This window comes from Streptomyces sp. NPDC059456 (genome assembly GCF_042750055.1).
GTDB lineage: Bacteria > Actinomycetota > Actinomycetes > Streptomycetales > Streptomycetaceae > Streptomyces.
In genome coordinates, this window is the sequence record NZ_JBHYVA010000131.1 from 1 (window position 1) to 14,595 (window position 14,595).

A 14,595-nucleotide genomic window follows, 5' to 3' on the forward strand; every position below is an offset into this window, starting at 1 on the left:
GTGCCGGGGCGGGCCGCGGACCCCCGCGCCCCGGACGCGGGCGGCGCCGGAGCGGCTGGGCCCCGGGGCCGGGGGAAACCCCGGGGAGGGGGATGGCGGGGGTTCGTTGTCGGCCCCCGCCAGTAGGGTGTTGGCATGGCCGACCCTTCCAGTTACCGTCCCGCGCCGGGGCAGATCCCGGACTCCCCGGGGGTGTACCGATTCCGCGACGAGCACCGCCGGGTGATCTACGTCGGGAAGGCCAAGAGCCTGCGCCAACGCCTGGCCAGCTACTTCCAGGACATCGCCGGCCTGCACCCCCGTACGGCCACCATGGTGACCACGGCCGCCTCCGTCGAGTGGACGGTCGTCTCCACCGAGGTCGAGGCGCTCCAGCTCGAATACTCCTGGATCAAGGAGTACGACCCCCGGTTCAACGTCAAGTACCGGGACGACAAGAGCTACCCCTCCCTCGCCGTGACGATGAACGAGGAGTATCCGCGGGTCCAGGTGATGCGCGGGCCCAAGAAGAAGGGCGTGCGCTACTTCGGTCCGTACGGGCACGCCTGGGCGATCCGCGAGACCGTCGACCTCATGCTGCGGGTGTTCCCCGTGCGCACCTGCTCCGCCGGGGTGTTCAAGCGGTCCGCGCAGATCGGCCGGCCCTGCCTGCTCGGCTACATCGGCAAGTGCTCCGCACCCTGCGTCGGCCGGGTCACCCCCGAGGAGCACCGCGAACTGGCCGAGGACTTCTGCGACTTCATGGCCGGGCGGACGGGGGCGTACCTGTCCCGGCTGGAGCAGCAGATGCACGAGGCCGCCGAGGAGATGGAGTACGAGAAGGCCGCCCGGCTGCGTGACGACATGGGGGCCCTGCGCCGGGCCATGGAGAAGAACGCCGTCGTCCTCGCCGACGCCACCGACGCCGACCTGATCGCGGTCGCCGAGGACGAGCTCGAAGCCGCCGTGCAGATCTTCCACGTCCGCGGCGGGCGCGTGCGCGGCCAGCGCGGCTGGGTCACCGACAAGGTGGAGGCCGTCGACACCGCCGGACTCGTCGAGCACGCCCTCCAGCAGCTGTACGGGGAGGAGAAGGGCGAGGCCGTCCCCAAGGAGGTGCTGGTCCCGGCCCTGCCCGAGGACACGCCCGCGCTGAGCCAGTGGCTGGCCGAGCGGCGCGGCTCCCTCGTCAGCCTGCGCATCCCGCAGCGCGGGGACAAGAAGGCCCTGATGGAGACCGTCCACCGCAACGCGCAGCAGTCCCTGGCCCTGCACAAGACCAAGCGCGCCGGCGACCTCACCACCCGCTCCCGGGCCCTGGAGGAGATCGCCGAGGCCCTCGGCCTGGACGGCGCGCCGCTGCGCATCGAGTGCTTCGACATCTCGCACCTCCAGGGCGACGACGTGGTGGCCTCGATGGTCGTCTTCGAGGACGGACTGGCCAGGAAGAGCGAGTACCGGCGCTTCCAGATCAAGTCCTTCGAGGGGCAGGACGACGTCCGGTCCATGCACGAGGTGGTCTCGCGGCGCTTCCGCCGCTACCTCCAGGAGAAGCTGAAGACGGGGGAGTGGTCCCCGGAGGACGCACAGGACGCACAGGACGGCGGGCACCCCCTCGCGGAGGACGACGGGCGGCCCAAGCGGTTCGCGTACCCGCCGCAGCTCGTGGTGGTCGACGGCGGGCAGCCGCAGGTGGCCGCCGCCCAGCGGGCGCTGGCGGAGCTCGGCATCGACGACGTGGCCGTGTGCGGGCTGGCCAAGCGCCTGGAGGAGGTCTGGCTGCCCGGCGAGGACGACCCGGTCGTGCTGCCCCGCACCAGCGAGGGGCTGTACCTGCTCCAGCGGGTCCGTGACGAAGCCCACCGGTTCGCCATCCAGTACCAGCGGAGCAAGCGCGGGAAGCGGCTCAAGGCCGGCCCGCTCGACGAGGTGCCCGGGCTCGGGGAAAGCCGCAGGCAGGCCCTGGTCAAGCACTTCGGTTCGGTGAAGAAGCTGAGACAGGCGACAATCGACCAGATCTGCGAGGTCCCGGGCATAGGCCGCAAGACGGCCGAGACCGTGGCCGCGGCCCTCGCCCGGTCGGTTCCCGCTGGTCCTGCCGTCAATACGGCGACAGGAGAGATCATTGAGGATGAGTACCCCGCCCCACCGGTGGGGGCACCCCCCGGCGCGGGCCGGGGGACATCGTCCGAACGGGGGCCCGAGCAATGACCGAGCGCGAGACCGACCAGACGACCGAGCAGACGACCGAGCACACGACCGAGCACACGACCGAGCACGACCGAGACGGAGCACAGGTGAGTACCGGCACGACAGCGGAGCCCGGAGATGCCGCCGAGGCGGCCATCCCCGAGCTGGTGATCATCTCCGGCATGTCCGGGGCCGGCCGCAGTACGGCGGCCAAGTGTCTGGAGGACCTCGGCTGGTTCGTCGTCGACAACCTCCCGCCGGCACTGATCCCCACCATGGTGGAGCTCGGCGCCCGCTCGCAGGGCAACGTGGCGCGCATCGCCGTCGTCGTCGACGTCCGCGGCCGCCAGTTCTTCGACGCCCTGCGCGAGTCCCTGGCCGACCTCGACAGCAAGGGCGTCACCCGGCGCATCGTCTTCCTGGAGTCCTCCGACGACGCGCTGGTCCGCCGTTTCGAGTCGGTCCGCCGCCCGCACCCCCTCCAGGGCGACGGGCGCATCACCGACGGCATCGCCGCCGAGCGCGACCTGCTGCGCGAGCTGCGCGGCGACGCCGACCTGGTCATCGACACCTCCAGCCTGAACGTGCACGAGCTGCGCGCGAAGATGGACGCCCAGTTCGCGGGCGACGAGGAGCCCGAGCTGCGGGCGACCGTGATGTCCTTCGGCTACAAGTACGGCCTGCCCGTCGACGCCGACCTCGTCGTCGACTGCCGCTTCATCCCCAACCCGCACTGGGTCCCCGAGCTGCGCCCCTTCACGGGCCTCAACCCGGAGGTGTCGGGCTACGTCTTCAGCCAGCCCGGCGCCAAGGAGTTCCTCGACCGCTACACCGAGCTGCTCCAGCTCATCGCCACCGGCTACCGCCGCGAGGGCAAGCGGTACGTGACCATCGCGGTCGGCTGCACCGGCGGCAAGCACCGCAGCGTCGCCATGTCCGAGAAGCTCGCTGCCCGCCTCGCCTCCGAGGGAGTCGAGACCGTCGTAGTCCACCGGGACATGGGGCGCGAGTGACCGGACGCACCCTGCGGCTGCGCCGCCTGCGCCGCCTCACCTCGGGGCGGGGCGAGGACGGCGCCGGCCGCACCGGGCTGCGCCGCGGCGCAGCCCCCAAGGTGGTCGCACCCAAGGTCGTCGCGCTCGGCGGCGGCATGGGCCTGTCGGCCTCCCTGGCGGCACTGCGTCGGATCACCGGCGAGCTCACCGCCGTCGTCACCGTCGCCGACGACGGCGGCTCCAGCGGCCGGCTCCGGGAGGAGCTCGGCGTGCTGCCGCCCGGCGACCTGCGCAAGGCGCTGGCCGCGCTGTGCGGGGACGACGACTGGGGCCAGACCTGGGCCCGGGTGATCCAGCACCGCTTCCAGTCCGAGGGCGACCTGCACGGGCACGCGGTCGGCAACCTGCTGATCGTGGCCCTGTGGGAACAGCTCGGCGACCCCGTCCAGGCCCTCGACCTGGTCGGCAGGCTGCTGGGTGCACAGGGCAGGGTGCTGCCGATGTCGGCGGTCCCGCTGGAGCTCCAGGCGCTGGTCCGCGGCCACGACCAGACCCGCCCGGGCGAGGTCGACACCGTCCGGGGGCAGGCCACGGTGGCCACCACCCCCGGCGAGGTGCTCTCCGTACAGGTCGTGCCCGGCGATCCGCCGGCCGTGCCGGAGGCCGTCGCCGCGGTCCTGGACGCCGACTGGGTGGTGCTCGGCCCGGGATCGTGGTTCTCCTCCGTGATCCCGCACCTGCTGGTGCCGGAACTGCTCGACGCGCTGATCGAGACCAAGGCCCGGCGGGTCCTCTCGCTGAACCTCGCGCCGCAGCCGGGCGAAACAGAGGGCTTCTCTCCGCAGCGTCATTTGGAGGTTTTGGCCCGACACGCCCCTAAACTCGCCCTGGACGTGGTGCTGGCCGACGAGGCCGCCGTGCCCGACCGCGACTCCCTCGCCGATGCCGCAAAACGGTTCGGTGCCGCGGTCGAGCTGGCGCCGGTGGCCAGGGAAGACGGCTCTCCGAAGCACGACCCGGAGCTGCTCGCCGCCGCGTACGACCGTATTTTTCGGATGCATGGAAGGATCGGCCCATGGCGATGACGCCAGCGGTGAAGGATGAGATCTCCCGGCTCCCCGTCACCCGGACCTGCTGCAGGAAGGCGGAGGTCTCGGCGATTCTTCGGTTCGCGGGCGGGCTGCACCTGGTGAGCGGGCGGATCGTCATCGAGGCGGAGCTGGACACCGGGATCGCTGCCCGGCGCCTGCGCAAGGACATCCTGGAGATCTTCGGCCATTCCTCGGACCTCGTCGTCATGGCTCCCGGCGGGCTGCGCCGCGGCAGCCGGTACGTCGTCCGGGTCGTGGCCGGCGGCGACCAGCTGGCGCGCCAGACGGGCCTCGTGGACGGCCGCGGCCGCCCCATCCGGGGTCTTCCCCCGCAGGTGGTCTCCGGGGCCACCTGTGACGCGGAGGCGGCCTGGCGCGGCGCCTTCCTGGCCCACGGTTCGCTCACCGAGCCGGGCCGGTCCTCCTCCCTGGAGGTGACCTGCCCCGGTCCGGAGGCCGCCCTGGCCCTGGTGGGCGCCGCCCGTCGGCTGTCCATCGCCGCCAAGGCGCGCGAGGTCCGCGGGGTGGACCGCGTCGTGGTCCGCGACGGCGACGCGATCGGTGCCCTGCTGACCCGGCTCGGCGCCCACGAGTCGGTACTGGCGTGGGAGGAGCGGCGGATGCGGCGCGAGGTGCGCGCCACCGCCAACCGCCTCGCCAACTTCGACGACGCCAACCTGCGCCGCTCGGCGCGGGCCGCGGTGGCCGCCGGCGCCCGGGTCCAGCGAGCCCTGGAGATCCTCGGCGAAGAGGTGCCCGAACACCTCGCCGCGGCCGGCCGGCTGCGCATGGAGCACAAGCAGGCCTCCCTGGAGGAGCTGGGCGCGCTCGCCGACCCGCCGCTGACGAAGGACGCGGTCGCGGGCCGCATCCGCCGCCTGCTGGCGATGGCCGACAAGCGGGCGCAGGACCTCGGCATCCCGGGTACCGAGTCGAACCTCAGCGAGGACCTGGCCGACAACATGGTCGGCTAGCTCGCGACGGCCGGCCGGCTCGCGCCCGTACGTCCCCGGTACGCCCGGCCGTACTCTCAAAGGGGCCCGCACCTCACCCGTGCGGGCCCCTTTGAGACACGCCCCATTGACATGAGCATCGCCTGATCGTGAGCCTGTCGTCCGAACGCTTTCGTGGCAGACGACGCCCAGGGGGGCACATGAGGCACCGCGCGAGATCGATCCTCGCCGCAAGCGCACTCGTCTTCGGAACCACACTGGCCGCCCTCCCGGCGGCTCACGCCCACCCCGCAGCGGACGCCGCACCCGGCGCCGACGAGGTACGGGTCTACGACGCGGACGTCACCAAGGAGCAGATCCCGCTCCTCCTCGCCGCGGGCCAGGACGCCCACGAGCTCACCGAACGCGCCCCCGAGAGCGGGACCGCCAAGGTCGAGCTGTTCCTCACCGGCGGGCAGGCGAAGGAGCTCGCCGGCCAGGGCGTCAAGATCGCCGAGCACAGGGTCCCGGCGAGCGCGGCCCGCTCCCAGGCCGTCGGCGACGGGGTGTTCCGCCCCTACAGCGGCAAGGGCGGGCTCCAGGAGGAGATCCTCAAGACCGCCCAGGCCAGCCCCGGCCTCGCCAAGGTGGTGTCCATCGGCAAGACCGTCCAGGGCAAGGACATCCTCGCCCTGAAGGTCACGAAGAACGCCCGCACCACCAAGGACGGCGCCAAGCCCTCCGTGCTCTACATGTCCAACCAGCACGCCCGCGAGTGGATCACCCCGGAGATGACCCGGCGGCTGATGCACCACACCCTCGACAATTACGGCAAGGACCAGCGGATCACCAAGCTCGTGGACTCCACCGAGCTGTGGTTCCTGCTGTCCGCCAACCCGGACGGGTACGACTACACGCACGCACCCGACGGCGACCGGCTGTGGCGCAAGAACCTGCGCGACAACAACGGCGACGGGAAGATCACCACCGGCGACGGCGTCGACCTCAACCGGAACTTCGCCTACAAGTGGGGCTACGACAACGAGGGTTCCTCGCCCAACCAGTCGAGCGAGACCTACCGCGGGCCCAAGGCCTCCTCCGAGCCGGAGACCGTCGCCCTCGACGCGTTCGAGAAGCGCATCGGCTTCCGGTACGCCATCAACTACCACTCCGCGTCCGAGCTGCTGCTCTACGGCGTGGGCTGGCAGGTGGCCACCCCGACCCCGGACGACGTCGCCTACAAGGCGCTCGCCGGCACCCCGGAGAACTCCGCGATCCCGGGCTACTACCCGCAGATCTCCTCCGAGCTCTACACCACCAACGGCGAGGCGGACGGCCACGCCGCGAACGTCAACGGCGTCATGATGTTCACGCCGGAGATGACCACCTGCCAGACGGCCTCCGCGAGCGACCCCAACGACCGGTGGAAGCCCGAGGACTGCCAGTCCGGCTTCAACTTCCCGGACGACGAGAAGCTCATCCAGGCGGAGTTCGCGAAGAACGTCCCCTTCGCCCTCGCCGTCGGTGAGAGCGCCGCCCGCCCGGACCAGCCGAAGTCCTCCGTGGGCCTGAGCGCCGCGGACTTCACCCCGGACCCCTTCACCACCTCCTACGCGGCCAAGGGCGAGGACCAGACCGTCTCCGTCACGGCCCGCAAGGCGCTGAAGGACAAGCAGCTCAAGTTCCGCGTCAACGGCGGCCGCACGCACGACGACGGGCTCAGGGCCTGGAAGGGCGGCGACGTCTACGGCGGCGACGACAACAACTGGTTCGACGAGTACCGGGCCCAGGTGGACGGCACCAGGCCGGGCGACAAGGTCGAGGTCTGGTTCACCGGACGCGACGGCTCCCGGCAGGTCTCCAGCGAGCGCTTCACGTACACGGTGGCCCAGCGGCCCCGCGCCGACGTGCTGGTGATCGCGGAAGAGGGCGCCCCGGCCCAGCACGCGCAGGAGTACGTCGACGCCCTGCGCGCCAACGGCAGGTCCGCGGCGGTCTGGGACGTGGCCGCGCAGGGCGCCCCGCACCCTCTCGGCGTGCTCTCCCACTTCCGCACGGCCGTCCACTACACCGGAGCCAAGACCCCCGGCGGTGACACCCAGCTCGCCGTGCGCGACTTCCTCAACGAGGGCGGCAAGCTGATCGAGGCCGGTGAACTCGCGGGCGGCAACGCCCAGGTCGGCCGCGCCGTGACGGACGACTTCAGCCAGTACTACCTCGGCGCCTACAGCCGTACGAGCGCCCGCGGCGCCACCGGCTTCACCGGCACGGGCGCCCTCGCCGGCGCCAAGGGCGGACTGGCCGACGCGGCGGGCAACCCGTTCAACGCCCCCGGGTCCTACGCGGTCACCTCCGACTCCCTGCCCGCGGCGCAGTTCCCGCAGTTCAAGAGCGCGCAGGCGGGCCAGTACGCCGGGGTCGTGAACCCGTACGCCCCCTACACCGGCGCGTGGATGGCCGCGGCCACCCACGAGGACGACGAGTGGAAGCGGCTGACCCGCACGGTCGACCTGACCAAGGTCACCGCCGCCGACAGGCCGCAGCTCAAGATGGCCCTCAACTGGAACACCGAGCCCGGCTACGACCACGCCATCCTGGAGGCGCACACGGCCGGCGCGGAGGACTGGACCACGCTGCCCGAGGCGGGCGGCCTGACCGGCACCACCGTGCCGACGGAGTGCGAGGCCGGGTTCTACGTCAACGGCCACCCGTTCCTGAAGCACTACCTCACCCTCGACAGCGCGGGCTGCACCGCGAGCGGCACCAGCGGCCGGTGGAACAGCTTCACCGGCTCGTCCGACGGCTGGAAGCAGGTCACCTTCGACCTGAGCGCGTACGCGGGCAAGACCGTCGAGGTCTCCCTCTCGTACGTCTCGGACGGAGGCTCCGGCGGCCGCGGCCTGTTCGCGGACGACGCGCGCGTCTCCGTCGGCGGGGCCGACCAGGCCGTGGAGGGGTTCGAGAGCTCGCTGGGGGTCTGGACCGCCCAGGGCGCCCCGGCCGGAAGCCCCGTGGTCCCGGGCGACTGGACCCGGTCCGGGGAGCTGTTCAAGTCCTACGCGTCGGTCACTACGCGTAACACGGTGCTCCTCGGTTTCGGCCTGGAACACCTGCCGGCGGCGGCGGACCGAGCCGTACTCGTCGGTAAGGCCCTCCGCTCGCTGCACCGCTGATCGACGACGCCCCCGCCGCTCACCCTGAGTGACGGGGCCGCGGTCCCCGGGCCCCGTACCGGAGCGCACGGTGCGGGTCCCCGGCGGCGGTCCCCCCTGTGACAGGGGGAATGTCAGGTCCCGGCCGATGTCACTCAAAAGCTCACGGAGAGGTAGGGTCGTAAGCGGTCGGGGACATCCCATACAGCTCGCCGGCGGGACAGGCCGGCGCACCAACGAGGAGATCGGTTCGTGACGATCCGCGTAGGCATCAACGGTTTTGGCCGAATTGGCCGCAACTACTTCCGGGCGCTCCTTGAGCAGGGAGCGGACATCGAGATCGTCGGTGTCAACGACCTGACTGACAACGCGACCCTGGTGCACCTTCTCAAGTACGACACCATCCTGGGACGCCTCAAGGCCGAGGTCTCCCACACCGACGACAGCATCACCGTCGACGGCAAGACCTTCAAGACCTTTGCCGAGCGCGACCCCGCGAACCTGCCCTGGGGCGAGCTCGGTGCCGACATCGTCATCGAGTCGACCGGCATCTTCACGAAGAAGGCCGACGCCGCCAAGCACATCGCCGCGGGCGCGAAGAAGGTCCTCATCTCGGCTCCGGCCAAGGACGAGGACATCACCATCGTGATGGGCGTCAACCAGGACAAGTACGACGCCGCCAACCACCACGTCATCTCCAACGCCTCCTGCACCACCAACTGCGTGGCGCCGATGGCCAAGGTCCTCGACGAGAACTTCGGCATCGTCAAGGGCATGATGACGACGGTCCACGCGTACACGAACGACCAGCGCATCCTGGACTTCCCGCACTCGGACCTGCGCCGCGCCCGTGCCGCCGCCGAGAACATCATCCCGACCTCGACGGGCGCCGCCAAGGCGACCGCGCTGGTCCTCCCGCAGCTGAAGGGCAAGCTGGACGGCATCGCCATGCGCGTCCCGGTCCCGACCGGCTCGGTCACCGACCTCGTCCTGGAGCTCTCCCGTGAGACCACCAAGGAAGAGATCAACGCCGCCTTCCAGAAGGCCGCCGAGGGTCAGCTCAAGGGCATCCTCGACTACACCGAGGACGCGATCGTCTCCTCCGACATCGTGAACTGGCCCGCTTCCTGCACCTTCGACTCCTCCCTGACCATGGTTCAGGACGGGACGCAGGTCAAGGTCGTCGGCTGGTACGACAACGAGTGGGGCTACTCCAACCGCCTCGTCGACCTGACCGTCTTCGTCGGCGGTCAGCTCTAAGTCTCAGGTAGCAGGGCTAGGCACCACGACGTGAACGCAGGGTCCGGTCAGCGCGATGGAGCGCTGTACGGGCCCTGTCGTTTGCCTCGACCGATCGGCCCCGCACCGGCAGAACCCGTGTATGGGGATAAGGAGTAGAAACACATGAAGACGATCGACGAACTGCTCGCCGAAGGCGTCGCCGGCAAGCGGGTCTTCGTCCGCGCCGACCTCAACGTGCCGCTCTCGGGCGACACGATCACCGACGACGGTCGCATCCGCGCCGTGCAGCCGACCATCGCGAAGCTCGCCGCAGCCGGCGCCCGCGTGGTCGTCGCCTCGCACCTGGGCCGCCCCAAGGGCGCCCCGGACCCGGCCTTCTCGCTCGCTCCGGCCGCCAAGCGACTCGGTGAACTGCTCGGTGCGGACGTCGCGTTCGCCACCGACACCGTCGGATCCTCCGCCGAGGAGACCGTCGCCGCCCTCGCCGACGGCCAGGTCGCCGTCATCGAGAACCTGCGCTTCAACGCCGGCGAGACCTCCAAGGACGACGCCGAGCGCGGCGCCTTCGCGGACCGGCTCGCCGAGCTCGCCGACGTCTACGTCGGCGACGGCTTCGGCGCCGTGCACCGCAAGCACGCCTCGGTCTTCGACCTGCCCGCCCGCCTCCCGAACGCGGCCGGCGACCTGATCGCCACCGAGGTCGGCGTCCTGAAGAAGCTGACCGCCGACGTCAAGCGCCCCTACGTGGTCGTCCTCGGCGGCGCCAAGGTCTCCGACAAGCTGGCCGTCATCGACCAGCTGCTCGGCAAGGCCGACCGCATCCTCATCGGCGGCGGCATGGCGTACACCTTCCTCTACGCCAAGGGCTACGAGGTCGGCATCTCCCTGCTCCAGAAGGACCAGGTGGACGTCGTCAAGGAGTACATGGCGCGCGCCGAGAAGAACGGCGTCGAGCTGGTCCTCCCGGTCGACATCCTGGCCTCGGCGGACTTCCCCGACCTCAAGGGCAAGACCCCCGCCGAGTTCATCACCGTCGACGCGGACGCGATCCCCGCCGACAAGGAGGGTCTGGACATCGGTCCCAAGACCCGTGAGCTGTACGCCTCGAAGATCGCCGACGCGGAGACCGTCTTCTGGAACGGTCCCGTGGGCGTCTTCGAGCACCCCGACTACGCCGGAGGCACCCGCGCCATCGCGCAGGCCCTCGTCGACAGCGACGCGTTCACCGTGGTCGGCGGCGGCGACTCCGCCGCGGCCGTGCGCACGCTCGGCTTCGACGAGAACGCTTTCGGTCACATCTCGACCGGTGGCGGCGCCTCCCTCGAATACCTCGAGGGCAAGACGCTCCCCGGCCTCGCCGCACTGGAGGTCTGAACCCGTATGACCACGCGTACCCCGCTGATGGCGGGCAACTGGAAGATGAACCTCAACCACCTCGAGGCCATCGCGCACGTCCAGAAGCTCGCCTTCGCGCTCGCCGACAAGGACTACGACGCCGTCGAGGTCGCGGTCCTGCCGCCCTTCGTCGACCTGCGCTCGGTCCAGACCCTGGTCGACGGCGACAAGCTGAAGATCAAGTACGGCGCCCAGGACATCTCGGCGCACGACTCGGGCGCCTACACCGGTGAGATCTCCGGCTCCATGCTCGCGAAGCTGAAGTGCACGTACGTGGCCGTCGGCCACAGCGAGCGCCGCCAGTACCACGGCGAGACCGACGAGCTCTGCAACGCCAAGGTCAAGGCCGCCTACGCGAACGGGATCACCCCGATCCTGTGCGTCGGCGAGGGCCTCGACGTCCGCAAGGCCGGACAGCAGGTCCCGCACACCCTCGCCCAGGTCGACGGCGGCCTCAAGGACGTCCCGGCCGAGCAGGTCGAGTCCATCGTGATCGCCTACGAGCCCGTCTGGGCGATCGGGACCGGCGAGGTCGCCACCCCCGAGGACGCGCAGGAGGTCTGCGGGGCGATCCGCACCCGCCTCGCCGAGCTGTACTCCCAGGAGCTGGCCGACAAGGTCCGCATCCAGTACGGCGGCTCCGTGAAGTCCGGCAACATCGCGGCGATCATGGCCCAGCCCGACGTCGACGGCGCGCTGATCGGCGGCGCGGCGCTGGACGCGGACGAGTTCGTGAAGATCGTCCGGTTCCGCGACCAGTGACCTGCGTGATCGTCGCAGCGAGTAGGCGGTAGGACGGATCCGTCGTACCCTTGCGGGGGCCAGGAGGCTGAACCACCAGCCACTGGCCCCCGCGCACATCCAGCAGAGCCGGAAAGCCAGAAAAGCCAGAAAGTAGGAATCAGCCGTGATTATGGGGTTCTCGATCGCCCTGATCGTCTTCAGCGCCCTGCTGATGCTGCTCGTGCTGATGCACAAGGGCAAGGGCGGCGGCCTTTCCGACATGTTCGGCGGCGGCATGCAGTCGTCGGTCGGCGGCTCCTCGGTGGCCGAGCGCAACCTGGACCGCATCACCGTCGTGGTCGGCCTCCTCTGGTTCGCCTGCATCATGGCGCTCGGCATCCTGATGAAGTAGGGAACCCGACGGTTCTGGCCATTCCGCCGGTCCGGTCGGCTCCACCCCGCCTATCATGAGGACGGCGTCCGCGGCGCGGAGTGAGTAACTCCATGTGATGGACGTGCGTTGGGCCTTACGTAGACTGGGGCGCCCGCAGCGGAATCCACTCACGCTTCGCGGCACCATCACGCAGGGAGTTACGACCGTGGCAAGTGGCAACGCGATCCGTGGCAGTCGGGTCGGAGCGGGGCCGATGGGTGAGGCCGAGCGCGGCGAATCCGCGCCCCGCCTGCGCATCTCCTTCTGGTGCTCGAACGGGCACGAGACGCAGCCGAGCTTCGCCAGCGACGCGCAGGTGCCGGACACCTGGGACTGCCCGCGCTGCGGGTTCCCGGCCGGCCAGGACCGGGACAACCCCCCGGCCCCGCCGCGCACCGAGCCCTACAAGACGCACCTGGCGTACGTACGGGAGCGGCGCACGGACGCCGACGGCGAGGCGATCCTCGCCGAGGCGCTGGCCAAACTCCGCGGCGAGATCTGACGACGCGACGGTGAAGGCGTGACATCGGGCCCGGCCCGCAGGAGTTGTTCTCCCGCGGGCCGGGCCCCTTTGCGTACGTCGAGCCGCTTCCGATCCTTTAAGTTGGTGATCGGCGGGGCACGACAGGACGGAAGAAACGGGTTGATGTCCGTTATGAATGCAGACGGCCGTACGAGGCTCAATCGGACGCCCGAGTGGCTGGCACTCGGCAAGCACCGCGAAGAGCTGGGACAGACGCATCTGCGAGAGCTGTTCGAGGCGGATCCGAACCGGGGCACCGGCTACACCCTGCGGGTCGGGGACCTGTACATCGACTACTCGAAGCACCTCGTGACCGACGAGACGCTGGAGTTGCTGCAGGAACTGGCCGCGGCGACGGGCGTGGCCGAACTGCGCGAGGCGATGTTCCGCGGCGAGAAGATCAACACGACGGAGGACCGGGCGGTCCTGCACACCGCGCTGCGCGCGCCGCGGGACGCGGTGGTCGAGGTGGACGGCGAGAACGTCGTCCCCGGCGTGCACGCGGTCCTCGACAAGATGGCGGCGTTCTCCGACCAGGTCCGGTCGGGGCAGTGGACCGGCTTCACCGGCCGGCGCATCACGAACGTGGTCAACATCGGCATCGGCGGCTCCGACCTGGGTCCGGCGATGGCGTACGAGGCGCTGCGCGCGTTCACCGACCGCGCGCTGACCGTACGGTTCGTGTCCAACGTGGACGGCGCCGACCTGCACGAGGCGGTACGCGACCTGGACCCCGCCGAGACGCTGTTCATCATCGCCTCCAAGACCTTCACGACCATCGAGACCATCACCAACGCCGAGTCGGCGCGCGCGTGGCTGCTGGCGGGCCTCGGCGGCGACACGGCGGCCGTGGCCCGGCACTTCGTGGCGCTGTCGACCAACGAGGAGAAGGTCACCGCGTTCGGCATCGACCCGGCCAACATGTTCGGGTTCTGGGACTGGGTCGGCGGGCGCTACTCCTTCGACTCCGCGATCGGGCTCTCCCTGATGATCGCGATCGGCCCGGACGCCTTCCGGGAGCTGCTCGGCGGCTTCCGCACGATGGACGAGCACTTCCGCACCGCTCCGCCGGAGCAGAACGCACCGTTCCTGATGGGCCTGTTGGGGATCTGGTACGGCGCGTTCTCCGACGCGCAGTCGCACGCGGTCCTGCCGTACAGCCACTACCTCTCCCGGTTCACCGCGTACCTCCAGCAGCTGGACATGGAGTCCAACGGCAAGTCCGTGGACCGCGACGGCAAGCCGGTGGACTGGCAGACCGGTCCCGTGGTGTGGGGCACGCCCGGCACCAACGGGCAGCACGCGTACTACCAGTTGATCCACCAGGGCACGAAGGTGATCCCGGCGGACTTCATCGGTTTCGCCCGCCCGGTCGGCGAACTGTCGCCCGCGCTCGCCGCGCAGCACGACCTGCTGATGGCGAACTTCTTCGCGCAGACGCAGGCACTGGCCTTCGGCAAGACGCCGGAGGAGGTGCGTGCGGAGGGCGTGCCGGAGCAGCTGGTCCCGCACAAGACCTTCAAGGGCAACCACCCGACCACGACGATCCTGGCGCAGGACCTCACCCCGGCGGTGCTGGGCCAGCTGATCGCGCTGTACGAGCACAAGGTGTTCGTCCAGGGCGCGGTGTGGAACATCGACTCCTTCGACCAGTGGGGCGTGGAGCTCGGCAAGGTCCTCGCCAAGCGGGTCGAACCGGCCCTGACGGAAGGGGCGGAAGTCCCGGGCCTGGACGCCTCGTCGAAGGCCCTCGTGGCCGCCTACCGCGAGCTGCGCGGCCGCGGCTGACCGTCGCCGCCCGGTCGTGACGAAGGGCCCGCTCTCCCCCCCCGGGGCGGGGCGCGTCGGCCGGGCGGGGCGGGGCCGCGGGTGGGCGCGGGGCGGCGCGCGCCGGCCGGCGCGCGGCGGCGTGACCCACGCCCGGGGTCTGAGCGCGGGCG

At 70.7% G+C, this 14,595-nt stretch carries 11 protein-coding genes; all 11 read left to right on the plus strand.

Features of this window, described 5'->3' with window-relative positions; all coding sequences use genetic code 11:
* Positions 1–135: 135 nt before the first annotated feature.
* The 11 genes from uvrC to pgi all read left to right on the plus strand — a co-directional run bounded on the left by uvrC (position 136) and on the right by pgi (position 14,443).
* Positions 136–2,190: an excinuclease ABC subunit UvrC gene (gene uvrC / locus ACFXA3_RS14430; RefSeq protein ID WP_385186666.1), complete on the plus strand. Its 2,055-nt coding sequence runs from the start codon at positions 136–138 to the stop codon at positions 2,188–2,190.
* Entirely contained in the window at positions 2,187–3,182 is a 996-nt protein-coding gene (rapZ, locus tag ACFXA3_RS14435; protein WP_385186669.1) for an RNase adapter RapZ, read from the plus strand. The genes uvrC and rapZ overlap by 4 nt, the downstream gene beginning before the upstream one ends.
* Positions 3,179–4,249 (plus strand): uridine diphosphate-N-acetylglucosamine-binding protein YvcK, encoded by a 1,071-nt coding sequence (gene yvcK / locus ACFXA3_RS14440; RefSeq protein WP_385186672.1) that lies wholly within the window; start codon positions 3,179–3,181, stop codon positions 4,247–4,249. Before rapZ ends, yvcK begins: the two co-directional genes overlap by 4 nt.
* Positions 4,240–5,229, plus strand: a complete 990-nt coding sequence (gene whiA / locus ACFXA3_RS14445; RefSeq protein WP_385186675.1) for a DNA-binding protein WhiA — start codon at positions 4,240–4,242, stop codon at positions 5,227–5,229. Before yvcK ends, whiA begins: the two co-directional genes overlap by 10 nt.
* 179 nt (positions 5,230–5,408) lie before the next feature.
* Positions 5,409–8,360 carry a M14 family zinc carboxypeptidase gene (locus ACFXA3_RS14450; protein ID WP_385186678.1) on the plus strand — a complete coding sequence of 984 codons (2,952 nt, stop codon included), beginning with the start codon at positions 5,409–5,411 and terminating at the stop codon, positions 8,358–8,360.
* Positions 8,361–8,591: 231 nt separating this feature from the next.
* On the plus strand, positions 8,592–9,599 hold the full coding sequence (gene gap, locus ACFXA3_RS14455) for a type I glyceraldehyde-3-phosphate dehydrogenase (protein ID WP_054222747.1): 1,008 nt from the start codon (positions 8,592–8,594) through the stop codon (positions 9,597–9,599).
* 144 nt (positions 9,600–9,743) lie between these two features.
* Complete coding sequence (locus ACFXA3_RS14460) at positions 9,744–10,955, plus strand: phosphoglycerate kinase (RefSeq protein ID WP_385186681.1); 1,212 nt, start codon at positions 9,744–9,746, stop codon at positions 10,953–10,955.
* Between the two features lie 6 nt (positions 10,956–10,961).
* Positions 10,962–11,738, plus strand: a complete 777-nt coding sequence (gene tpiA / locus ACFXA3_RS14465; RefSeq protein WP_385186684.1) for a triose-phosphate isomerase — start codon at positions 10,962–10,964, stop codon at positions 11,736–11,738.
* 151 nt (positions 11,739–11,889) lie between these two features.
* Complete coding sequence (secG, locus tag ACFXA3_RS14470) at positions 11,890–12,111, plus strand: preprotein translocase subunit SecG (protein ID WP_054222744.1); 222 nt, start codon at positions 11,890–11,892, stop codon at positions 12,109–12,111.
* Between the two features lie 187 nt (positions 12,112–12,298).
* Positions 12,299–12,634, plus strand: a complete 336-nt coding sequence (locus tag ACFXA3_RS14475; protein WP_007263454.1) for an RNA polymerase-binding protein RbpA — start codon at positions 12,299–12,301, stop codon at positions 12,632–12,634.
* A 153-nt stretch (positions 12,635–12,787) separates the two neighbouring features.
* The gene (gene pgi, locus ACFXA3_RS14480) at positions 12,788–14,443 is read left to right on the plus strand and encodes a glucose-6-phosphate isomerase (RefSeq protein ID WP_385186687.1); all 1,656 of its coding nucleotides are present in this window, start codon (positions 12,788–12,790) and stop codon (positions 14,441–14,443) included.
* Positions 14,444–14,595 lie beyond the last annotated feature (152 nt).